This window comes from Streptomyces sp. NPDC001663 (assembly GCF_042893105.1).
In the GTDB taxonomy this organism is placed as follows: Bacteria; Actinomycetota; Actinomycetes; order Streptomycetales; family Streptomycetaceae; genus Streptomyces.
This window is the reverse complement of record NZ_JBIAUR010000005.1, coordinates 148,138-170,518: the sequence shown is the minus strand read 5'-3', so window position 1 is coordinate 170,518 and position 22,381 is coordinate 148,138. Positions and strand designations below refer to the sequence as shown.

General features: G+C 70.2%; 20 protein-coding genes. 16 read left to right on the top strand and 4 right to left on the bottom strand.

Features of this window, described 5'->3' with window-relative positions:
• Positions 1 to 40: 40 nt before the first annotated feature.
• Positions 41 to 697, bottom strand: coding sequence for a potassium channel family protein (locus ACFY1L_RS17680; RefSeq protein ID WP_388824315.1), 657 nt, complete (start codon positions 695 to 697; stop codon positions 41 to 43).
• 67 nt (positions 698 to 764) lie between these two features.
• Here ACFY1L_RS17680 and ACFY1L_RS17675 point away from each other — a divergent pair, with 67 nt between their 5' ends.
• Positions 765 to 1,322: an HIT family protein gene (locus tag ACFY1L_RS17675; RefSeq protein WP_388824312.1), complete on the top strand. Its 558-nt coding sequence runs from the start codon at positions 765 to 767 to the stop codon at positions 1,320 to 1,322.
• 3 nt (positions 1,323 to 1,325) lie between these two features.
• Here the strand turns inward: ACFY1L_RS17675 and ACFY1L_RS17670 are convergent, their stop codons facing one another.
• Positions 1,326 to 2,987, bottom strand: a complete 1,662-nt coding sequence (locus ACFY1L_RS17670) for a hypothetical protein (RefSeq protein ID WP_388824309.1) — start codon at positions 2,985 to 2,987, stop codon at positions 1,326 to 1,328.
• Positions 2,988 to 3,205: 218 nt separating this feature from the next.
• Complete coding sequence (locus ACFY1L_RS17665; RefSeq protein WP_388824307.1) at positions 3,206 to 5,404, bottom strand: elongation factor G-like protein EF-G2; 2,199 nt, start codon at positions 5,402 to 5,404, stop codon at positions 3,206 to 3,208.
• 217 nt (positions 5,405 to 5,621) lie between these two features.
• Here ACFY1L_RS17665 and pgsA point away from each other — a divergent pair, with 217 nt between their 5' ends.
• The 15 genes from pgsA to ACFY1L_RS17590 all read left to right on the top strand — a co-directional run bounded on the left by pgsA (position 5,622) and on the right by ACFY1L_RS17590 (position 21,071).
• The gene (pgsA, locus tag ACFY1L_RS17660) at positions 5,622 to 6,359 is read left to right on the top strand and encodes a phosphatidylinositol phosphate synthase (protein WP_388825384.1); all 738 of its coding nucleotides are present in this window, start codon (positions 5,622 to 5,624) and stop codon (positions 6,357 to 6,359) included.
• The gene (locus ACFY1L_RS17655; RefSeq protein ID WP_388824304.1) at positions 6,356 to 7,264 is read left to right on the top strand and encodes a phosphatidylinositol mannoside acyltransferase; all 909 of its coding nucleotides are present in this window, start codon (positions 6,356 to 6,358) and stop codon (positions 7,262 to 7,264) included. The genes pgsA and ACFY1L_RS17655 overlap by 4 nt, the downstream gene beginning before the upstream one ends.
• The gene (locus ACFY1L_RS17650) at positions 7,261 to 8,430 is read left to right on the top strand and encodes a glycosyltransferase family 4 protein (RefSeq protein WP_388824301.1); all 1,170 of its coding nucleotides are present in this window, start codon (positions 7,261 to 7,263) and stop codon (positions 8,428 to 8,430) included. Before ACFY1L_RS17655 ends, ACFY1L_RS17650 begins: the two co-directional genes overlap by 4 nt.
• A gap of 39 nt (positions 8,431 to 8,469) precedes the next feature.
• Positions 8,470 to 9,012: a hypothetical protein gene (locus ACFY1L_RS17645; protein WP_388824298.1), complete on the top strand. Its 543-nt coding sequence runs from the start codon at positions 8,470 to 8,472 to the stop codon at positions 9,010 to 9,012.
• A 149-nt stretch (positions 9,013 to 9,161) separates the two neighbouring features.
• Entirely contained in the window at positions 9,162 to 10,073 is a 912-nt protein-coding gene (pdxS, locus tag ACFY1L_RS17640) for a pyridoxal 5'-phosphate synthase lyase subunit PdxS (protein ID WP_388824295.1), read from the top strand.
• A gap of 20 nt (positions 10,074 to 10,093) precedes the next feature.
• Positions 10,094 to 10,699 (top strand): pyridoxal 5'-phosphate synthase glutaminase subunit PdxT, encoded by a 606-nt coding sequence (gene pdxT / locus ACFY1L_RS17635; protein WP_388824292.1) that lies wholly within the window; start codon positions 10,094 to 10,096, stop codon positions 10,697 to 10,699.
• Between the two features lie 48 nt (positions 10,700 to 10,747).
• The gene (locus ACFY1L_RS17630) at positions 10,748 to 11,500 is read left to right on the top strand and encodes a YebC/PmpR family DNA-binding transcriptional regulator (protein WP_388824289.1); all 753 of its coding nucleotides are present in this window, start codon (positions 10,748 to 10,750) and stop codon (positions 11,498 to 11,500) included.
• Positions 11,501 to 11,633: 133 nt separating this feature from the next.
• Positions 11,634 to 12,173: a crossover junction endodeoxyribonuclease RuvC gene (gene ruvC / locus ACFY1L_RS17625; protein WP_388824286.1), complete on the top strand. Its 540-nt coding sequence runs from the start codon at positions 11,634 to 11,636 to the stop codon at positions 12,171 to 12,173.
• Complete coding sequence (gene ruvA, locus ACFY1L_RS17620; RefSeq protein ID WP_388824283.1) at positions 12,170 to 12,775, top strand: Holliday junction branch migration protein RuvA; 606 nt, start codon at positions 12,170 to 12,172, stop codon at positions 12,773 to 12,775. The genes ruvC and ruvA overlap by 4 nt, the downstream gene beginning before the upstream one ends.
• A gap of 50 nt (positions 12,776 to 12,825) precedes the next feature.
• Positions 12,826 to 13,896: a Holliday junction branch migration DNA helicase RuvB gene (ruvB, locus tag ACFY1L_RS17615; RefSeq protein WP_388824280.1), complete on the top strand. Its 1,071-nt coding sequence runs from the start codon at positions 12,826 to 12,828 to the stop codon at positions 13,894 to 13,896.
• Positions 13,897 to 14,087: 191 nt separating this feature from the next.
• Entirely contained in the window at positions 14,088 to 14,579 is a 492-nt protein-coding gene (gene yajC, locus ACFY1L_RS17610) for a preprotein translocase subunit YajC (protein WP_388825381.1), read from the top strand.
• 135 nt (positions 14,580 to 14,714) lie between these two features.
• Positions 14,715 to 16,472 carry a protein translocase subunit SecD gene (secD, locus tag ACFY1L_RS17605; RefSeq protein ID WP_388824277.1) on the top strand — a complete coding sequence of 586 codons (1,758 nt, stop codon included), beginning with the start codon at positions 14,715 to 14,717 and terminating at the stop codon, positions 16,470 to 16,472.
• A 1-nt stretch (position 16,473) separates the two neighbouring features.
• Positions 16,474 to 17,592: a protein translocase subunit SecF gene (gene secF / locus ACFY1L_RS17600; protein WP_388824274.1), complete on the top strand. Its 1,119-nt coding sequence runs from the start codon at positions 16,474 to 16,476 to the stop codon at positions 17,590 to 17,592.
• The gene (locus tag ACFY1L_RS17595; protein ID WP_388824272.1) at positions 17,589 to 18,128 is read left to right on the top strand and encodes an adenine phosphoribosyltransferase; all 540 of its coding nucleotides are present in this window, start codon (positions 17,589 to 17,591) and stop codon (positions 18,126 to 18,128) included. Before secF ends, ACFY1L_RS17595 begins: the two co-directional genes overlap by 4 nt.
• Before the next feature lie 369 nt (positions 18,129 to 18,497).
• Complete coding sequence (locus ACFY1L_RS17590; protein WP_388824269.1) at positions 18,498 to 21,071, top strand: RelA/SpoT family protein; 2,574 nt, start codon at positions 18,498 to 18,500, stop codon at positions 21,069 to 21,071.
• Positions 21,072 to 21,134: 63 nt separating this feature from the next.
• Here ACFY1L_RS17590 and ACFY1L_RS17585 read toward each other — a convergent pair whose 3' ends face one another.
• Complete coding sequence (locus ACFY1L_RS17585) at positions 21,135 to 22,364, bottom strand: DUF349 domain-containing protein (RefSeq protein WP_388824266.1); 1,230 nt, start codon at positions 22,362 to 22,364, stop codon at positions 21,135 to 21,137.
• Positions 22,365 to 22,381 lie beyond the last annotated feature (17 nt).

The window sequence follows — 22,381 nt, the reverse complement described above, 5'->3', positions numbered from 1 at the left end:
CTCGTACGGAGGCGGTCGTTGACGAAAGGCCCTCGGGAGATCAGCTTCCCGGGGGCCTCTCGTCGTCCTCGCGCGAGAAGACCTGCAGCAGCCAGGAGGCGAAGGTACCGGTCACCGCGCCGAGCAGCGCCAGGCCGATGACCATCATGCCGACCGCGATCAGCCGGCCCTTCGGTGTCACCGGGACGATGTCGCCGTAGCCGACGGTCGTGAGGGTCTCGCAGGTCCACCAGACGGCGTCCCCGAACGTCCGCATGGTCGCGCCCGGTGCCCCGCGCTCCTGCTGGTAGACGGCGAGGGCTCCGGCGAAACCGAGCAATGTGGTGGCCAGCCCGGCGTACGCCATCACGCGCGCGTGCAGCGCGAGCCGGGGTTTGCCGTGCCGCCGCTGCACGGCCTCGTAGACCTTGACGATCCGCAGCGGGCGCAACAGCGGAAGCGCCAGCACCACGGTGTCCAGCACGTGCGCCCGTACGAAGCGCAGCCGCTGCCCGCTCAGCCGCCAGGACACCGCGTAGTCGACGGCGAACAGCGCCCAGGAGCCCAGCAGCACCGCGAGACACAGGTCCTGCCACGCGTCGTGCAGGCCGGGGGCCAGGACCAGGACCGCGTACGAGGCGAGGAAGGCCAGCGACGCCAACGCCAGTGGAAGCTCCGTGCGCCTCTGCCAACGGGTCACTCGACTGTCATCGTCCACTGCCCCAGCTTCGCCCGGCGGGCTTTTCCCGCAACCCCGCCGACACGCCGCGAACGGGCGACGCCATATGCTGCACTGCATGACGAGTGAGCCGGAGCAGCAGTTGGGAGTGGGCATCCAGGACGCGTTCCAGCGCCTGTGGACGCCCCACCGGATGGCCTACATCCAGGGCGAGAACAAGCCGACCGGCCCGGGTGCGGACGACGGCTGCCCCTTCTGCTCGATTCCGGCCAAGTCCGACGAGGACGGCCTGATCGTGAGGCGCGGCGAGCAGGTCTACGCCGTCCTCAACCTGTACCCGTACAACGGCGGCCACCTCATGGTCGTCCCCTACCGTCACGTCGCCGACTACACGGACCTCACGGACGCCGAGACCGTCGAGCTCGCCGCCCTGACCAAGCAGGCGATGACCGCCCTGCGCACGGCCTCCGGCGCCCACGGCTTCAACATCGGCATGAACCAGGGCACGGTCGCGGGCGCCGGTATCGCGGCCCACCTCCACCAGCACATCGTGCCCCGCTGGGGCGGCGACACGAACTTCATGCCCGTCGTCGGCCACACCAGGGTGCTGCCGCAGCTGCTGGCGGACACGAGGAAGATGCTGGCGGAGGCCTGGCCCGCGTAACCGCTACGCGTCGTACACGTCCGCCTTGCTCGGCGTCGGGTCCTGCACAGCCGTGCTGAGGAAGGCCGACCTCGTGCCGAACTTCTCCGTGTCCACGCCGTTCTCCGCCAGCACCCGTATCGCCGCGGCATGCACGACCCGCAGCACCGGCGTGGCGGCGCGCAGCGCGTCGTCAGCCATGAAGCGGTGCCGCCACGGCTGATCGGCCCACGCGTGCCGCAGGCCGAACGGCTCGGGCAGGGCTATCGTGCCGCCGAGCCAGTTCAGCAGCGGCGGGTACCAGCTGATCGGGGCGCGGACGGCCAGCCGTACGACCTCGTCGGTGGTGACCAGTGGGAGGGCCACCTTCCGGGTCTCCCACGGCTTGAACGACTTCTGCACTTCCTTCGTCGGCGCCTCGGGCTTGCTGGTGAACAGCGAGTTCACCGGACCCAGCGCATGCCCGGTGACCTCGATCCGCAGCGTCTCGTGCAGCACCGTCACCGTGATCATCATGGTGATGACCAGCTGCCCGTCCCACAGCGTCCACTGCACGCCCAGGTAGTGCCGGTCACCCGCGCCGAACTGCTGCTTGTTGCAGATGTCCTGTATCGCGTGCGACTTGACCTGGTACGCGTCCACGTCCGTGCCCTCGGGCCGGGACACCGCGGTCGCGCCCTCCCCGATCGGTGTGACGACCCAGTGCCGTACGGACGGGGTCGGGAAACCGCCCGTGTTCAGCGTGTTCCGCTCCAGCATGCGCAGCTGGTCGTGGATCGACCGTATGACGTCCCAGCTGCGGAAGGGGTGGATCTCCCGGGTCGGGTCGGCCTGCACCAGGTCCTCGGCGAGCTGCCAGCTGCCCCAGCGCGTGCCCATGCCGAGGATGCCCTTGGGACCGGCGTAGAACACCGAGTTGGACTGCTGCTCGGCGCTGAGCTTGGCGAGCGCCTGGCGCAGCTGGTCCGCCTTGGTCTCGCCCGGGCTGGTCGGCACCGCCTCGGGCACCTTGGCGCCGACGCTGCTGCCGGCCAGCAGGCTGTCCCAGCGCCCGCGCAGGTCCTTCGCCGTGCGCTCGCAGATCTGCCTGGCCCAGAACCAGCCGATGACGGGCATCACGACGCACGCGCGCGCATACCAGGCCCAGAAGCCGGTGAACGGCATCCGGATCAGGAAGATCACGGCGAGCGCGCCCACCGCCACCAGCAGCGTCGTCGCCATCGCGCCGGCCCGCTTGTCCTCCCGCTTGGCGACCGTCGTACGGATCGAGAAGACCAGCAGCCAGACCAGCAGCCCCGGCAGGAACAGCACACCGCACAGCACCATGACGATGCTCAGCATCTGGTCGCGGGCCTTGCGGATGTTGTTCGCCGCGAGGGCGTGCTCGACGGTGACCTGCGGCTCGGCGCCGAAGGACTGGATGAGCGGCTTGCGGCCGGGGCCCACCATGCGGTCGACCACCGCGCGGGAGAAGGCCTCACCCAGGTTGGGCCGGAATATGCTCCCCCACTTCAGGCCGGGTTTGACGGTGGTCTGGTGCCACTCGTTGTCCGCCTTCTTGATGTCCGCGACCGGGTTGTCCCGATAGGCCGCCGACGCCAGCGCGAACGTCGCCGTCTGGCCCTCGTCGCCCGTGCGCGGCACCTGCGGACCGAAGATGTCCCCGTAGCCGCTGTCAACGGTCATTCCCGCCCCCGATCGCTGCCGGATGTCGCCTCTGCGGCTTTTCCCGACTTCCTTGCTCCGCACACCTGTTGATCAGGCCGCCGTGTTGATCGCGTGACAACTTGATCAGGTCTTCAGCGTATCCGCAGGCACCGACATTCGTCGGCGGACGGCCGAAGCCGCCCGCCGACGCGGAGGGGAGCGTTCCACAAAAGCCACTCGGGAGCGCCCGGCGCCAACTACGAGGCGTCGCGCGCCTCTTCACGAATCCTTTCTGCGATCTGCGGGGGCATCGGCTCGTGCCGTGCGTAGGAACGGCTGAAGCGCGCGGTGCCGTGCGAGAGCGAGCGCAGGTCCACGCCGTACCGCCCGATCTCGATCTCGGGCACCTCGGCCCGCACCAAAGTCCGGTTGCCGCTGGTCTGTTCCGTCCCCAGCACCCGGCCACGCCGCCCGGACAGATCGCTCATCACGGCGCCCACGTAGTCGTCGCCGACCAGGACGCTCACCTCGGCCACCGGCTCCAGCAGGTGGATCTTCACGTCGGCCGCCGCCTCCCGCAGCGCCAGCGCACCCGCAGTCTGGAAGGCCGCGTCCGAGGAGTCCACGGAGTGCGCCTTGCCGTCCAGCAGCGTCACGCGGACGTCGATGAGCGGATAGCCGGCCGCAACTCCCCTTGCCGCCTGGGCTCTTACGCCCTTCTCGACCGAGGGGATGAACTGCCGCGGCACCGCGCCGCCGACGACCTTGTCCACGAACTCGATGCCCGAGCCGCCGGGCAGCGGCTCCACCTCGATCTCGCAGATCGCGTACTGCCCGTGCCCGCCGGACTGCTTCACATGCCGCCCGCGCCCCGCCGACTTGGTCGCGAACGTCTCCCGGAGGGAGACCTTGTGCGGCACGACGTCGACTTGGACGCCGTAGCGGCTGCGCAGCCGTTCCAGCGCGACGTCCGAGTGCGCCTCGCCCAGGCACCACAGCACCACCTGGTGGGTGTCCTGGTTCTGTTCGAGCCGCATCGTCGGGTCCTCGGCGACCAGCCGGGACAGGCCCTGCGAGAGCTTGTCCTCGTCCGCCTTGCTGTGCGCCTCGATGGCGAGCGGCAGCAGCGGGTCGGGCATCTCCCACGGCTCCATCAGGAGCGGGTCGTCCTTGGCGGAGAGCGTGTCGCCGGTCTCGGCGCGGTTCAGCTTCGCCACGCACACCAGGTCGCCCGCGATGGCGTGCGTCACCGTGCGCTGCTGTTTGCCGAACGGCGTGGACAGTGCGCCGACGCGCTCGTCGACGTCGTGGTCCTCGTGCCCGCGGTCCGACAGCCCGTGCCCGGAGACATGGACCGTCTCGTCGGGGCGCAGCGTGCCGGAGAAGACGCGCACCAGCGAGACCCGGCCGACGTACGGGTCGGACGCCGTCTTCACGACCTCGGCGACCAGTGGACCCTGTGTGTCGCAGGCCTTGATCTCGCGCGACTTGCCGTCGATGGTCGTGACTCCCGGCGTGGGGTGCTCGAACGGCGTCGGGAAGCCTCCCGTGACCAGTTCCAGCAGCTCGACCGTGCCGAGCCCCTGCCGGGCGCCCTCGGCCGCGGGGGCGGCCGCCAGGACCGGGTGGAAGACCCCGCGCGCCACGGCCCGCTCCAGGTCCTCGACGAGCGTCTTGAAGTCGATCTGCTCGCCGCCGAGGTAGCGGTCCATGAGGGTCTCGTCCTCGCTCTCCGCGATGATCCCCTCGATCAGCCGGTTGCGGGCATCCTCGATCTCCGGCAGCTGGTCCTCGCCCGGCTCGGATTCCTTGCGCTCACCGGAGGAGTAGTCGAACACCTTCTGCGACAACAGCCCGGTCAGCCCGTGCACGGGCGCGTGCCCGTCGGGTCCCTGCGGGCCGTGCAGCGGCAGGTACAGCGGGAGCACGGCGTCGGGGTCGTCCCCGCCGAAGGCCTCCGCGCAGATCCGTGTCATCTCCTCGAAGTCCGCCCGGGCCGCCTCCAGGTGCGTGATCACGATCGCCCTGGGCATTCCCACGGCCGCGCACTCCTCCCACACCATGCGCGTCGAGCCGTCCACGCCGTCGGAGGCCGAGACGACGAAAAGGGCCGCGTCCGCCGCTCGCAGACCGGCCCTCAACTCTCCGACGAAGTCGGCGTATCCGGGGGTGTCCAGAAGATTGACCTTGATGCCGTCCCATTCCACCGGCACCAGGGAGAGCTGCACCGAACGTTGCTGCCGGTGCTCGATCTCGTCGTAGTCGGAGACGGTGCCGCCGTCCTCCACGCGGCCCGCCCGGTTCACTGCCCCCGCGGTGAGCGCGAGAGCTTCCACCAATGTCGTCTTGCCCGATCCGGAGTGGCCGACCAGCACCACATTCCGTACGGACGCGGGGTGGTCGGCCGCCGTTGCCCTGCCGGCGGCTCCGGGGTGTGCGTTTGCCTTGTCGCCCATGGCCTTGCCTCCCGTGCACGGTGAGGTCACTGTGGGCGCGGGCATGCCGGGCCGCGTGCGGTGGCGGCTCCGATGACGCCCGCGGTCCTTCGAGCTTTCCACTCCCGTCACGGTGCGTCCATACGAAGGACGCGATCGCGCCGCCGGCCGTATCCCCTCGGGCCCGTGACACCTGGTGCGGGTGCCCGACCGTCGCACACACGCGCGCGTGGCTACGATGGGCCAGCCGGTGGCCAGCAGGGGCCGTACGGCGACACCGACCCTCGGGAAGGCCATGCTGAACAAGTACGCGCGTGCATTCTTCACGCGTGTCCTCACACCGTTCGCCGCGTTTCTGATCCGCCGGGGCGTCAGCCCCGACGCGGTCACGCTCGTCGGCACCGCCGGCGTGATCGCGGGCGCGCTGGTCTTCTACCCCCGGGGGGAGTTCTTCTGGGGCACGGTCGTGATCACGCTGTTCGTGTTCTCCGACCTCGTCGACGGCAACATGGCCCGCCAGCTCGGCCGCAGCAGCCGCTGGGGCGCCTTCCTGGACTCCACGCTGGACCGGGTGGCCGACAGCGCGATCTTCGGCGGCTTCGCCCTGTGGTACGCGGGCAACGGGGACGACAATGTCCTGTGTGCCGTCTCCATCTTCTGTCTCGCGAGCGGCCAGGTGGTGTCGTACACCAAGGCCCGTGGCGAGTCGATCGGCCTGCCGGTCGCGGTCAACGGCCTTGTCGAGCGCGCGGAGCGCCTGGTGATCTCGCTGGTCGCGGCCGGTTTCGCGGGCCTGCACAAGTTCGGCGTGCCGGGCATCCAGTACCTGCTGCCCGTGGCCCTGTGGATCGTCGCCGTGGGCAGCCTGGTCACGCTGATCCAGCGGGTCGTCACCGTCCGCCGCGAGTCGGCCGAGGCGGAGGCCGCGGCGGCCTCGCAGGAGAACGCCTCGCAGGGGAGCGAGGCGGCGAAGTGAGCGCCCGGGATCAGCTGACCGACGGGCTGTACGGCCTGGGCTGGAGCACGGTCAAGAAGCTCCCGGAGCCGGTCGCCGTACGGCTCGGCCGCGCCATCGCCGACCTCGCCTGGAAGCGGCGCGGCAAGGGCGTGCGGCGCCTGGAGAGCAACTACGCGCGCGTGGTGCCCGATGCAAGCCCCGAGCGCCTGGCCGAGCTCTCGCGCGCGGGCATGCGCTCGTACCTGCGCTACTGGATGGAGTCCTTCCGGCTCCCGGCCTGGAGCGCCGAGCGCATAAAGGGCGGCTTCGACCCCAAGGACGTCCACTACCTGACCGACGGGATCGCCTCCGACCGGGGCGTCGTCCTCGCGCTGCCCCACATGGCCAACTGGGACCTCGCCGGAGCCTGGGTCACCACCAAGCTCGAAACCCCCTTCACGACGGTCGCCGAGCGCCTCAAGCCCGAGACGCTCTACGACCGCTTCGTCGCCTACCGCGAGGGCCTCGGCATGGAGGTCCTGCCGCACAGCGGCGGCACCGCCTTCGGCACGCTGGCCCGGCGGCTGCGCGACGGCGGCCTGGTCTGCCTGGTCGCCGAGCGCGACCTGTCGTCCTCGGGCGTCGAGGTGAAGTTCTTCGGCGAGGCCACCCGCATGCCCGCAGGCCCCGCCCTGCTGGCCCAGCAGACCGGCGCACTCCTGCTGCCGGTCACGCTCTGGTACGACGAGTCGCCCGTGATGCAGGGACGCGTGCATCCTCCGGTCGAGGTGCCCGAGACAGGTACCCGCGCCGAAAAGACGTCTGTCATGACACAGGCGCTGGCCGATGCCTTCGCCACGGGGATCGCCGACCATCCGGAGGACTGGCACATGCTGCAGCGCTTGTGGCTCAAGGATCTCGACCCCAGTAAGGGGCCCTCGTGAGGATCGGCATCGTCTGCCCGTACTCCTGGGACGTACCGGGTGGCGTCCAGTTCCACATCCGCGACCTCGCCGAGTACTTCATCCGTCTCGGCCACGAGGTCTCCGTGCTCGCCCCCGCCGACGACGACACTCCGCTTCCGCCGTACGTCGTATCGGCCGGCCGCGCGGTCCCGGTGCCGTACAACGGCTCGGTGGCCCGCCTGAACTTCGGCTTCCTCTCGGCCGCCCGGGTCCGCCGCTGGCTGCACGACGGCGAGTTCGACGTCGTCCACATCCATGAGCCGACCTCGCCGTCGCTGGGCCTGCTGACCTGCTGGGCGGCCTCCGGCCCGATCGTGGCGACCTTCCACACCTCCAACCCGCGCTCGCGGGCGATGATCGCCGCCTACTCGATCCTCCAGGCCGCCCTGGAGAAGATCAGCGCCCGGATCGCGGTGAGCGAGTACGCCCGCCGCACGCTGGTCGAACACCTCGGGGGCGACGCGGTCGTCATCCCGAACGGCGTCGACGTCGACTTCTTCGCACGGGCCGAGCCCAAGGCCGAGTGGCAGGGCGAGACGATCGGCTTCATCGGCCGCATCGACGAGCCCCGCAAGGGCCTGCCCGTCCTCATGAACGCCCTGCCCAGGATCCTCGCCGAGCGCCCGCGGACCCGGCTGCTGGTCGCCGGCCGCGGGGACGAGGAGGAGGCGGTGGAGTCGCTGCCCGCCGAACTGCGCTCGCGCGTCGAGTTCCTCGGCATGGTCAGCGACGAGGACAAGGCCCGCTTCCTGCGCAGTGTCGATCTGTACGTGGCGCCGAACACCGGCGGCGAGAGCTTCGGGATCATCCTGGTCGAGGCCATGTCCGCCGGGGCCCCGGTGCTCGCCTCCGACCTGGACGCCTTCGCCCAGGTCCTCGACCAGGGCGCGGCGGGGGAGCTGTTCCCCAACGAGGACTCCGAGGCGCTGGCAGCGGCGGCGGTACGGCTGCTGGGCGACCCGGTGCGCCGGGCCGAGCTGCGCGAGCGCGGCAGCGCGCACGTACGCCGCTTCGACTGGTCGACGGTCGGGGCGGACATCCTGTCGGTGTACGAGACGGTGACGGACGGGGCGGCTGCGGTCGCCGCGGCGGACGACGAGCGGGGGCCGGGGCTGAGGGCCCGGTTCGGGCTGGCGCGGGACTGAGCTCAACCCCTGGTGACGGCACCGGTAACGTGACCGCCCGTGACCGCAACCCTGATCTGGATCCTCGCCGTCCTTGTCGCCATCGGCCTGTACCTGAGCTGGACGGCGGGGCGGCTGGACCGGCTGCACGCCCGGATCGACGCCGCCCGTGCCGCGCTCGACGCGCAGCTGCTGCGCCGAGCCTCAGTCGCCCAGGAACTCGCCACCTCCGGCGTCCTCGACCCGGCCGCCTCGATCGTCCTGTACGAGGCGGCGCACGCGGCCAGGCAGGCCGAGGAGGAGCAGCGGGAGGTCGCCGAGAGCGAGCTGAGCCAGGCGCTACGCGCCGTGTTCGGGGAGACCCAACAGGTGGAGGCGGTGCGCGAGGCACCCGGGGGAGACGCGGCGACCCGCGAACTGACCGAGGCCGTACGGCGGGTGCCGATGGCCCGGCGCTTCCACAACGACGCGGTGGGCGCGGCCCGCAGGCTCCGGGAGCACCGCAAGGTCCGCTGGTTCCGGCTGGCCGGACACGCCCCCTTCCCGATGGCCTTCGAGATGGACGACGAGCCGCCGACGGCCCTGGTGGACCGGGCCGCCTAGCAGAGTCCTCGGGAGCCGTAGTCCGCGAGAACTCCCGTGGGAGCCGGGAAAAGGATCCACCGGCTTGCCATTGGCCCTTGCAGTGGACTGGCCCACTCCCGTTTCCTCGGAGACTGCAGAAACCCTCTTTCACCGAGTGAGGTCAACCCGTGTCCAGCACGCTCTCCGAAAACCAGGCCCCCGAGACCGGCACCGCGCGCGTGAAGCGCGGCATGGCCGAGCAGCTCAAGGGTGGCGTGATCATGGACGTCGTCACGCCGGAGCAGGCGAAGATCGCCGAGGACGCGGGCGCCGTCGCCGTCATGGCCCTGGAGCGGGTCCCCGCCGACATCCGCAAGGACGGCGGCGTGGCCCGGATGTCCGACCCGGACATGATCGAGGGCATCATCGACGCCGTCTCCATCCCGGTGATGGCCAAGTCCCGCATCGGTCACTTCGTCGAGGCCCAGGTCCTGCAGTCCCTCGGCGTCGACTACATCGACGAGTCCGAGGTCCTCACCCCGGCCGACGAGGTCAACCACTCCGACAAGTGGGCCTTCACGACCCCCTTCGTCTGCGGCGCCACCAACCTCGGTGAGGCCCTGCGCCGTATCGCCGAGGGTGCGGCGATGATCCGCTCCAAGGGCGAGGCCGGCACCGGCAACGTCGTCGAGGCCGTCCGCCACCTGCGCCAGATCAAGAACGAGATCGCCCGCCTGCGCGGCTACGACAACAACGAGCTGTACGCCGCCGCCAAGGAGCTGCGCGCCCCGTACGAGCTGGTCCGCGAGGTCGCCGAGCTCGGCAAGCTCCCGGTGGTGCTGTTCTCCGCCGGTGGTGTCGCCACCCCGGCCGACGCCGCGCTGATGCGCCAGCTCGGCGCCGAGGGTGTCTTCGTCGGCTCCGGCATCTTCAAGTCCGGCGACCCGGCCAAGCGCGCCGCCGCCATCGTGAAGGCGACCACCTTCTACGACGACCCCAAGATCATCGCGGACGCGTCCCGCAACCTCGGCGAGGCCATGGTCGGCATCAACTGCGACACCCTCCCCGAGGCCGAGCGCTACGCCAACCGCGGCTGGTAAGAGGCGCTGGTAGACACCCCATGAGCACTCCTGTCATAGGCGTCCTGGCCCTCCAGGGCGACGTCCGGGAGCACCTCGTCGCCCTGGCCGCGGCCGACGCCGTGGCCAGGCCGGTGAGGCGCCCCGAGGAACTCGCCGAGGTGGACGGCCTCGTCATCCCCGGCGGCGAGTCCACCACCATCTCCAAGCTGGCCGTCCTGTTCGGCGTGATGGAGCCGCTACGCGCGCGCGTGCGCGACGGCATGCCCGTCTACGGCACCTGCGCCGGCATGATCATGCTCGCCGACAAGATCCTCGACCCGCGCTCGGGCCAGGAGACCATCGGCGGCATCGACATGATCGTGCGCCGCAACGCCTTCGGGCGTCAGAACGAGTCCTTCGAAGCGACGGTCGACGTCAGGGGAATCGCGGGCGATCCTGTAGAGGGCGTGTTCATCCGCGCCCCCTGGGTCGAGTCCGTGGGCGCCGAGGCCGAGGTGCTCGCCGAGCACGACGGCCACATCGTCGCGGTCCGCCAGGGCAACGCGCTCGCCACGTCGTTCCACCCGGAACTGACCGGCGACCACCGCGTGCACTCCCTGTTCGTCGACATGGTTCGCGCGAACCGGGCAGCGGAGTCCTTGTAGGATCTCTGGCGTTCGTTCATAGATGGGTTACGCGAAGGAGACAGGCAGATGTCCGGCCACTCTAAATGGGCCACGACGAAGCACAAGAAGGCCGTGATCGACGCCAAGCGCGGCAAGCTCTTCGCGAAGCTGATCAAGAACATCGAGGTCGCTGCGCGCATGGGCGGCGTCGACATCGAGGGCAACCCGACCCTCTACGACGCCATCCAGAAGGCGAAGAAGCAGTCGGTCCCGAACAAGAACATCGACTCCGCCGTCAAGCGGGGCGGTGGCCTCGAGGCCGGCGGTGCCGACTACGAGACGATCATGTACGAGGGCTACGGTCCGAACGGTGTCGCGGTGCTCATCGAGTGCCTCACCGACAACCGCAACCGCGCCGCCTCCGACGTCCGCGTCGCCATGACCCGCAACGGCGGCAACATGGCCGACCCGGGCTCCGTGTCGTACATGTTCAGCCGCAAGGGCGTCGTCATCGTCCCCAAGGGTGAGCTGACCGAGGACGACGTCCTCGGCGCGGTCCTTGACGCGGGCGCCGAGGAGGTCAACGACCTCGGCGAGACCTTCGAGGTCATCAGCGAGGCCACCGACCTGGTCGCGGTGCGCACCGCCCTCCAGGAGGCCGGCATCGACTACGACTCCGCCGAGTCCAGCTTCGTGCCGTCCGTCCAGGTCGAGCTGGACGAGGAAGGCGCCAAGAAGATCTTCAAGCTGATCGACGCCCTCGAGGACAGCGACGACGTGCAGAACGTCTTCGCCAACTTCGACGTCAGCGACGAGATCATGGAGAAGGTCGACGCGTAACGCTGCCGCGAGCCGAGCGGACACAGCGGCTCAACGGGCCGACGGGACACACCCCGTCGGCCCGTCGCCATGTCGGCCGTTGTCGGTGGCACCGGATAGCCTGCACAAACAGGCGGTCGAAGGGAGGGGCGCGGTGCGCGTACTGGGGGTGGACCCCGGGCTGACCCGATGCGGTGTCGGTGTCGTCGAGGGAGTCGCGGGCCGGCCGCTGACGATGCTCGGCGTCGGCGTCGTACGCACGCCCGTGGACGCCGACTTGGGGCAGCGCCTGGTGGCCATCGAGCAGGGCATCGAAACATGGCTGGACGAGCACCGGCCCGAATTCGTCGCCGTGGAGCGGGTGTTCAGCCAGCACAACGTCCGTACGGTGATGGGCACCGCCCAGGCCAGCGCCGTCGCCATGCTCTGCGCCGCCCGCCGCGGCATCCCCGTCGCCCTGCACACCCCCAGCGAGGTCAAGGCCGCCGTCACCGGCAGCGGCCGCGCCGACAAGGCCCAGGTCGGCGCCATGGTCACCCGCCTGCTCCGGCTCGACGCGCCTCCGAAGCCGGCCGACGCCGCCGACGCCCTCGCGCTCGCCATCTGCCACATCTGGCGCGCCCCCGCACAGAACCGACTCCAGCAGGCGGTCGCCCTGCACGCAGCCAAAGCAACGAAAGGCCGTACGGCATGATCGCCTTCGTGAGCGGCACGGTCGCCGCACTCGCCCCGGACGCCGCCGTCGTGGAGGTCGGCGGGGTCGGCATGGCCGTGCAGTGCACACCGAACACACTGTCCACGCTCCGCCTGGGCCAGCCGGCCAAGCTCGCCACCTCCCTTGTCGTACGGGAGGACTCGCTGACCCTGTACGGCTTCGTGGACGACGACGAGCGCCAGGTCTTCGAACTGCTGCAGACCGCGAGCGGGGTCGGCCCGCGGCTGGCGCAGGCGATGCTGGCCGTGCACACCCCGGACGCCCTGCGCCGGGCGGTGGCCACCAGCGACGAGAAGGCGCTGATCGCCGTCCCCGGCATCGGCAAGAAGGGCGCCCAGAAGCTGCTCCTGGAGCTGAGGGACCGCCTCGGCGAGCCCATCGGCGCTCCTGTGGTCGGCGCACCGATCACCCAGGGCTGGCGCGACCAGTTGCACGCCGCCCTGATCGGCCTCGGGTACGCCACCCGGGAGGCCGACGAGGCGGTCTCCGCCGTGGCGCCGCAGGCGGAGGCGGCCCAAGGCACGCCTCAGGTCGGCCAGTTGCTGAAGGCGGCCCTGCAGACTCTGAACAGAGCCCGCTGACCACGGCCTGCTGAACCACCCGCGCCCCCACGAGACCCGAGGCACACTCAATGAACTGGGACGACACGACCGACACCCCCGCGGCCGAGCGGCTGGTGGGCTCTGTCGCCGACCGTGAGGACCAGGCCGTCGAGGCCGCCCTGCGCCCCAAGGACCTGGACGAGTTCATCGGCCAGGAGAAGGTCCGCGAGCAGCTCGACCTGGTGCTGCGCGCCGCACGCGCGCGTGGCGCCACCGCCGACCACGTGCTGCTCTCCGGCGCCCCCGGCCTCGGCAAGACCACCCTCTCGATGATCATCGCGGCCGAGATGGGCGCCCCGATCCGGATCACCTCCGGCCCCGCCATCCAGCACGCCGGCGACCTGGCCGCGATCCTCTCCTCGCTCCAGGAGGGCGAGGTCCTCTTCCTCGACGAGATCCACCGCATGTCCCGGCCGGCCGAGGAGATGCTGTACATGGCGATGGAGGACTTCCGCGTCGACGTCATCGTCGGCAAGGGCCCCGGCGCCACCGCCATCCCCCTCGAACTGCCCCCGTTCACCCTGGTCGGCGCCACCACGCGCGCGGGCCTGCTGCCGCCCCCGCTGCGCGACCGCTTCGGCTTCACCGCGCACATGGAGTTCTACGAGCCCGCCGAGCTGGAGCGCGTCATCCACCGCTCGGCGAACCTGCTCGACGTCGAGATCGAGGCCGACGGCGCCGCCGAGATCGCCGGCCGCTCCCGCGGCACGCCCCGCATCGCCAACCGCCTGCTGCGCCGGGTCCGCGACTACGCGCAGGTCAAGGCCGACGGGCTGATCACCCGCGAGATCGCGGCTGCCGCACTGAAGGTCTACGAGGTCGACGCCCGCGGCCTCGACCGCCTCGACCGCGGTGTCCTGGAGGCTTTGCTCAAGCTTTTCGGTGGCGGCCCCGTCGGCCTGTCCACCCTCGCCGTCGCGGTGGGGGAGGAGCGCGAGACCGTCGAAGAAGTGGCCGAGCCCTTCCTCGTACGAGAGGGGCTGCTGGCCCGGACCCCGCGCGGCCGGGTCGCCACGCCTGCCGCATGGGCGCATCTCGGCCTCACCCCGCCCCGCTCGGCCACTGCGGGAAACGGACAACAGGACCTGTTCGGGACGTGATGCCTTCGTGACGGCGCGGGCATTGGCCGGGTCAGGAACCCAGGTGCCATGCTGAGCGTTGTTCCATGCGCGCGGACTCGCTTAGACTCCGCCGATGCCGCCTTTGTCGGCGGTATACATACCCCCAATCCATGAGGCCGCTCTCCATCGCGGTCGTGCGAAGGAAATTCCGTCCCGTGAATAACATCGGCATGCTCCTCCCGTTCATCGTGCTCATCGGGGCCATGTTCCTCATGACCCGCTCGGCCAAGCGCAAGCAGCAGCAGGCCGCATCGATGCGCAACGAGCTGCAGCCCGGCAGCGGCGTCCGCACGATCGGGGGCATGTACGCGACGGTCAAGGAGGTCAACGAGGACACGGTCCTCCTCGACGCCGGTCCGGGCGTCGAGCTCCTCTTCGCGAAGAACGCCATCGGTGCCGTCCTCACCGACGACGAATACAACCGCATCGTCCACGGCATCGAGCACGACCTGAAGTCCGACACCGACGTGGTCCCGGACGACGCCTCCTCCCTCACCGAGACCGACGACTCCGCCGACGAAGCTGCCGCCGCCTCCGACGACAAGTCCGTCGACCTCGGCAAGAAGGACGCGCCCGAGGAGCCGGCCGACGAAACCGTGGCCGCCGAGGCGAAGTCGGACGAAGAGCCGAAGAAGACCGACGGCGACTCCGAGGCGAAGTAGTCACGTCCCGGGGCGCGCGGCCGACCTCGCGCACCCCGGGACGCTGGCGTCTCGCACACGGGGATCCCGACACCATGTCATGGCCGACACCGCGCTGAACCCGGCGCGGAGCGGCCCGAGAGGGAGTACGAGAAGGTGGCAGCACCTAAGAGGGGCCGGAGCGCGAGTGCCCAGAGCAAGCCAGGACGCTCGCTGGCCCTCATCCTGATCGCCATCGTGGCGCTCACCGGAGGAATGTTCGCCTCGGGGCACACCACTCCGCGTCTCGGCATCGACCTGGCCGGTGGTACGAGCATCACGCTCCGGGCGGTCGCAGAGCCGGGCCAGGAGTCCGCGATCAACAAGACCAACATGGACACCGCGGTCGACATCATGAACCGCCGTGTCAATGGTCTTGGTGTCTCGGAGGCCGAGGTTCAGACCCAGGGCAACAAGAACATCATCGTCAACATCCCCAAGGGCACGAACTCCAAGGAGGCGCGGCAGCAGGTAGGCACCACCGCCAAGCTGTACTTCCGCCCGGTGCTCGCCACCGAGGTCTCCGGCGGTGCCGCGACGGCGAGCCCGTCGCCGAGCGCCTCCAGCAGCGCCTCGGGCAAGGCCACCGACAAGGCGACGGACAAGTCGACCGCGTCCTCCTCCGCGACGCCCTCGGCCACCGCCACCTCGCAGGGCCGCGCCGTCACGGACGCCCTGAAGGCCGACTCGTCGCCCAGCGCCACCGCCTCCTCCGGTGCGAAGGCCTCTTCGAGCGCCTCCCCGTCCGCGAGCAGCTCCGCGAGCGCCGCCGCCAACAAGCTCGAGGCGCAGTACGCCGCCCTCGACTGCACCAACAAGGCGCAGCGCGCCAAGGCCGGCAAGGGCTACAGGCCCACGGACGCCACCATCGCCTGCGGCAACTCGTCGGGCCAGTGGCAGAAGTACATCCTCGGCCCCGCCGCGGTCGACGGCACGGACGTGAAGAAGGCCCAGGCCGTCTTCAACACGCAGACCGCCGCCGGCTGGACCGTCACCATGGACTTCACCGGCAAGGGCACCAAGAAGTTCGGCGACATCACCGGCCAGCTGGCGCAGAAGACGCAGCCGCAGAACCAGTTCGCCATCGTCCTCGACGGCGACGTGGTCTCCGACCCGTCCGTCAGCCAGGCGCTGACCGGCGGCAGCGCGGAGATCTCCGGCAGCTTCACCCAGGAGGAGGCCCAGAGCCTCGCCAACATGCTGTCGTACGGCGCCCTGCCGCTGACCTTCAAGGAGGACAGCGTCACCACGGTGACCGCCGCGCTCGGCGGTGAGCAGCTGCACGCCGGTCTGATCGCGGGCGCGATCGGCCTCGGGCTGGTCGTGATCTACCTGCTGCTCTTCTACCGGGGCCTGTCGGTCATCGCGATCCCCTCGCTGATCGTCTCCGCGATCCTCACGTACGTGATCATGGCGCTGCTCGGCCCGGCCATCGGCTTCGCGCTGAACCTGCCGGCCGTCTGCGGTGCGATCGTCGCCATCGGTATCACCGCGGACTCGTTCATCGTGTTCTTCGAACGCATCCGGGACGAGATCCGTGAGGGCCGCTCGCTGCGCCCCGCGGTCGAGCGGGCCTGGCCGCGCGCCCGGCGCACCATCCTGGTCTCCGACTTCGTGTCGTTCCTCGCCGCGGCGGTGCTGTTCATCGTCACCGTCGGCAAGGTGCAGGGCTTCGCGTTCACGCTCGGTCTGACCACCGTGCTCGACGTGGTCGTGGTCTTCCTGTTCACCAAGCCGCTGATGACGATCCTCGCCCGCCGGAAGTTCTTCGCGCAGGGCCACAAGTGGTCCGGCCTCGACCCGAAGGCCCTCGGCGCCAAGCCACCGCTGCGCCGCACCCGCCGTCCCGCCCCCGTCGACCCGAAGGAGGCGTGAGATGTCGAAACTCGGCAGCCTCGGCGCCCGACTGCACCGCGGCGAGGTCGGCTACGACTTCGTCGGCAACCGCAAGATCTGGTACGGCATCTCGATCCTGATCACCATCACGGCCATCGTCGGCCTGGCGGTGCGCGGCCTGAACATGGGCATCGAGTTCCAGGGCGGCGCCGTCTTCACCACCCCGAAGCACATGACCGCCTCGGTCGCCTCGGCCGAGGGGTACGCGGAGGACGCTTCCGGTCACGACGCGATCGTCCAGAAGCTCGGCGACGGCAGCCTGCGCATCCAGATCGCGGGCATCGACACCGACAAGTCCGACACGATCAAGGACAAGCTCGCCAACGACCTGAAGGTCAACTCCGAGAACATCAACGCCGACCTGGTCGGCCCCAGCTGGGGTGAGCAGATCGCCAGCAAGGCCTGGCAGGGCCTGGCGATCTTCATGGTCCTGGTCGTGATCTACCTGGCGATCGCCTTCGAGTGGCGCATGGCGTTCGCGGCCCTCGTCGCGCTGATCCACGACATCACCATCACGACCGGCATCTACGCCCTCGTCGGCTTCGAGGTCACGCCGGGCACAGTGATCGGTCTGCTCACGATCCTCGGTTACTCGCTCTACGACACGGTCGTCGTTTTCGACAGCCTCAAGGAGCAGACGAAGGACATCACCAAGCAGACCCGCTGGACCTACAGCGACGTCGCCAACCGCTCGATCAACAGCACGCTGATGCGGTCCATCAACACGACCGTGGTGGCGCTGCTGCCGGTCGGCGCCCTGCTCTTCATCGGCGGTGGCTTCCTCGGCGCCGGCATGCTGAACGACATCTCGCTGTCGCTGTTCGTCGGCCTCGCTGCCGGTGCGTACTCCTCGATCTTCATCGCCACGCCGCTCGTCGCCGACCTCAAGGAGCGCGAGCCGCAGATGAAGGCCCTGAGGAAGCGTGTGCTCGCCAAGCGCGCCCAGGCCGCCGCGCAGGGCGAGACGCCCGAGCCGGAGCCCGCGGACGAGCAGTACGCCGACGAGCACGAGGACGCGGCGGCCGCGGTGGTCGGCCCGCGCAACCAGCCCGCGTCCCGCAACCGGGGCCGTGGCCGTCCGTCGGGGAAGCGCCGATGACCGGCATCGAGGAGCTGCTGCTCAGCCGTATCCGTGACGTGGCGGACTACCCGGAGCCGGGCGTGATGTTCAAGGACATCACCCCGCTCCTGGCGGACCCGGCGGCGTTCACGGCGCTCACGGACGCGCTGGCCGAGATCGCCGCGAACACCGGTGCCACCAAGGTCGTCGGCCTGGAGGCCCGGGGCTTCATCCTCGGCGCCCCGGTCGCCGTCCGCGCCGGCCTCGGCTTCATCCCCGTACGCAAGGCGGGCAAGCTCCCCGGAGCCACCCTGGGTCAGGCGTACGACCTGGAGTACGGCTCCGCGGAGATCGAGGTACACGCCGAGGACCTGACCGCCGACGACCGCATCCTGATCGTCGACGACGTCCTCGCCACCGGTGGCACCGCCGAGGCCTCGATCCAGCTGATCCGCCGGGCCGGAGCCGAGGTCGCGGGCCTCGCCGTCCTGATGGAACTCGGCTTCCTCGGCGGCCGAACCCGCCTGGAACCGGTTCTCGCCGGAGCTCCGCTGGAGGCGCTGCTCATCGTCTGACGACGAGGGCCCGAGCCACGAAGAACGGCCGTTCCCAGGCTTCTGGGACGGCCGTTCTCGGCTTCTTGGGACGCCCCGACGTCTGTTCTCGCGTCACTGACCCTGCGGAGCGGCACCTTCCTCCTTGGGCCTCCTTCGGCCTCCTTCGGTCGCGGGACTCCCGACCCGCCCCCCACGCAAACCCTCAGCCACCCCAAAGCCACCCCCGGATCACCCCCAAGCCACCCCCAGGAATCCGGCGGCAGCCCCTCGTGTTTCACGGGTAGACGGCCCTCACATTGGCCTGAAGGCGATCCTGCGGCCCAGGATCGCTACCATGGGGTCTCCGGAGCCTGACCGGGGGACCCGGATCGCGCACGAGGAGTCCTCTTGCCAGACGAGGCCCAGCACCTGACCGCCGCCAAGCCCGAGTCCGCCTCGGCGGCAGCGGCCAAGCCCGCGCCGACCACGCCGCACGCGAAGAACGACGCCCGCGGGCCGGTGGAGCACGGCCAGTCCGCGCCCGTCGACAAGTCGGCCGAGCAGTCGCGTCCCAAGCCCGCGCCACCCGAGCGGCCCCTGTCGTCCCCCGCTCCCGACTCCGCTCGAGCGGGGGGATCCCCGTCGCCCGCGGTCCGCCCGAACACCGGCCAGCCCGCCCGCTCCGGTTCCTCCAACCGCGTCCGCGCCCGCCTCGCCCGCCTCGGCGTCCAGCGCTCCAATCCGTACAACCCGGTCCTGGAGCCCCTGCTGCGGATAGTGCGCAGCAACGACCCGAAGATCGAGACGGCGACGCTGCGCCAGATAGAGAAGGCCTACCAGGTCGCCGAGCGCTGGCACCGCGGCCAGAAGCGCAAGAGCGGCGACCCGTACATCACGCACCCGCTCGCCGTGACCACGATCCTGGCCGAGCTGGGCATGGATCCGGCCACCCTCATGGCGGGCCTGCTGCACGACACCGTCGAGGACACCGAGTACGGCCTCGACCAGCTGCGCCGCGACTTCGGCGACTCGGTCGCCCTGCTCGTCGACGGCGTCACCAAGCTGGACAAGGTCAAGTTCGGCGAGGCCGCGCAGGCGGAGACCGTACGCAAGATGGTCGTGGCGATGGCCAAGGACCCGCGCGTCCTGGTCATCAAGCTCGCCGACCGCCTGCACAACATGCGCACCATGCGCTACCTCAAGCGCGAGAAGCAGGAGAAGAAGGCGCGCGAGACCCTCGAGATCTACGCGCCGCTCGCCCACCGCCTGGGCATGAACACCATCAAGTGGGAGCTGGAGGACCTCGCCTTCGCGATCCTCTATCCCAAGATGTACGACGAGATCGTGCGGCTCGTCGCCGAGCGTGCCCCCAAGCGGGACGAGTACCTCGCCATAGTGACCGACGAGGTGCAGCAGGACCTGCGCGCGGCCCGCATCAAGGCGACCGTCACCGGCCGGCCGAAGCACTACTACAGCGTCTATCAGAAGATGATCGTCCGCGGCCGTGACTTCGCGGAGATCTACGACCTGGTGGGCATCCGAGTCCTCGTCGACACCGTCCGCGACTGCTACGCCGCCCTCGGCACCGTGCACGCGCGATGGAACCCGGTCCCCGGCCGGTTCAAGGACTACATCGCGATGCCCAAGTTCAACATGTACCAGTCGCTGCACACGACGGTCATCGGCCCCAACGGCAAGCCCGTCGAGCTGCAGATCCGCACCTTCGACATGCACCGCCGCGCCGAGTACGGCATCGCCGCGCACTGGAAGTACAAGCAGGAGGCCGTCGCCGGCACCTCCAAGGTGCGCTCGGACGCGCCGAAGAGCACCGGCAAGGACGACCACCTCAACGACATGGCGTGGCTGCGCCAACTGCTGGACTGGCAGAAGGAGACCGAGGACCCGGGCGAGTTCCTGGAGTCCCTGCGCTTCGACCTGTCGCGCAACGAGGTCTTCGTCTTCACCCCGAAGGGCGACGTCATAGCGCTCCCGGCCGGGGCCACCCCGGTGGACTTCGCGTACGCGGTCCACACGGAGGTCGGCCACCGGACCATAGGAGCACGGGTCAACGGCCGCCTCGTACCGCTCGAATCCACCCTGGACAACGGCGACTTGGTGGAGGTCTTCACCTCCAAGGCGGCCGGCGCGGGCCCCTCCCGCGACTGGCTCGGCTTCGTCAAGTCGCCGCGCGCCCGCAACAAGATCCGGGCGTGGTTCTCCAAGGAGCGCCGCGACGAGGCGATCGAGCAGGGCAAGGACGCCATCGTCCGCGCGATGCGCAAGCAGAACCTGCCGATCCAGCGGATCCTCACCGGCGACTCGCTCGTCACACTCGCGCACGAGATGCGCTACCCGGACATCTCCGCGCTGTACGCGGCGATCGGCGAGGGCCACGTCTCCGCGCAGAACGTGGTGCAGAAGCTCGTCTCGGCGCTCGGCGGCGAGGAGGCGGCCACCGAGGAGATCGACGAGTCGGTCCCGCCGACCCGCGGCCGCAGCCGCAAGCGCCGCTCCAGCGCCGACCCGGGCGTCGTCGTCAAGGGCGTCGAGGACGTGTGGGTCAAGCTGGCCCGCTGCTGTACGCCCGTGCCCGGCGACCCGATCATCGGTTTCGTCACGCGCGGTAGCGGAGTATCGGTTCACCGCAGCGACTGCGTGAACGTGGAGTCACTGTCCCGCGAGCCCGAGCGCATCCTCGAGGTCGAGTGGGCGCCCACCCAGTCCTCGGTCTTCCTGGTCGCCATCCAGGTCGAGGCCCTGGACCGCTCCCGGCTCCTCTCCGACGTCACGCGCGTCCTGTCCGACCAGCACGTCAACATCCTCTCGGCGGCCGTCCAGACGTCCCGCGACCGGGTGGCCACCTCGCGCTTCACGTTCGAGATGGGCGACCCGAAGCACCTCGGGCACGTCCTGAAGGCCGTACGGGGCGTCGAGGGCGTCTACGACGTGTACCGCGTGACGTCGGCGCGCAACAGGACGTAGCACATACGACGAAGAGGGCCCCGCACCGGAAGTGCGGGGCCCTCTTCGTCGTTTCCGCGTCCGTCAGCCGCCGAACTCCTGCAGACCCTTCAGCGCCTGGTCCAGCAGTGCCTGGCGGCCCTCCAGCTCCCGCTCGAGCTTGTCGGCCTTGGCGTTGTTGCCCTGAGCGCGCGCCTGGTCGATCTGGCCCCTCAGCTTGTCGACGGCGGCCTGGAGCTGACCGGTCAGACCCTCGGCACGCGCGCGTGCCTCCGGGTTGGTCCGGCGCCACTCGGTCTCCTCGGCCTCCTGGATGGCACGCTCGACGGCGTGCATCCGGCCCTCGACCTTCGGGCGCGCGTCCCGCGGCACATGGCCGATGGCCTCCCAGCGCTCGTTGACCGAGCGGAAGGCGGCGCGAGCCGCCTTCAGGTCCGTGACCGGGAGGATCTTCTCAGCCTCCCCAGCCAGCTCCTCCTTGAGCTTCAGGTTCTCCGACTGCTCGGCGTCCCGCTCGGCGAAGACCGAACTGCGGGCGGCGAAGAAGATGTCCTGGGCGCCGCGGAAGCGGTTCCACAGGTCGTCCTCGTGCTCGCGCTGGGCGCGCCCGGCGGCCTTCCACTCCGTCATCAGCTCGCGGTAGCGCGCGGCCGTCGGACCCCAGTCCGTCGAACCGGAGAGCGCCTCGGCCTCGCCGACCAGCCGCTCCTTGGTCTTGCGGGCCTCCTCGCGCTGCGCGTCCAGCGACGCGAAGTGCGCCTTGCGGCGCTTGGAGAACGCCGAGCGGGCGTGCGAGAAGCGGTGCCACAGCTCGTCGTCCGACTTGCGGTCCAGGCGCGGCAGACCCTTCCAGGTGTCCACCAGCGCCCGCAGCCGCTCACCGGCCGCCCGCCACTGGTCGGACTGCGCCAGCTGCTCCGCCTCGGTGACCAGGTCCTCCTTGGCGTGCCGCGCCTCGTCGGACTGCTTGGCCCGCTGCTGCTTGCGCTCCTCGCGCCGCTTCTCGACCGTCTCGACCAGCTTGTCGAGGCGGGTCCGCAGGGCGTCCAGGTCACCGACCACGTGGTGCGCGTCGACCTGCTCGCGGATGTGGTCGATGGCGGTCTGGGCATCCTTCGCGGACAGGTCGGTGGTCTTCACTCGCTTCTCGAGGAGGCCGATCTCGACAACCAGGCCCTCGTACTTGCGCTCGAAGTAGGCCAGCGCCTCCTCGGGGGAGCCGGCCTGCCAGGATCCGACGACCTGCTCGCCGTCGGCCGTACGCACGTACACGGTCCCCGTCTCGTCGACGCGTCCCCACGGGTCGCTGCTCACAGCGCCTCCTCCACATG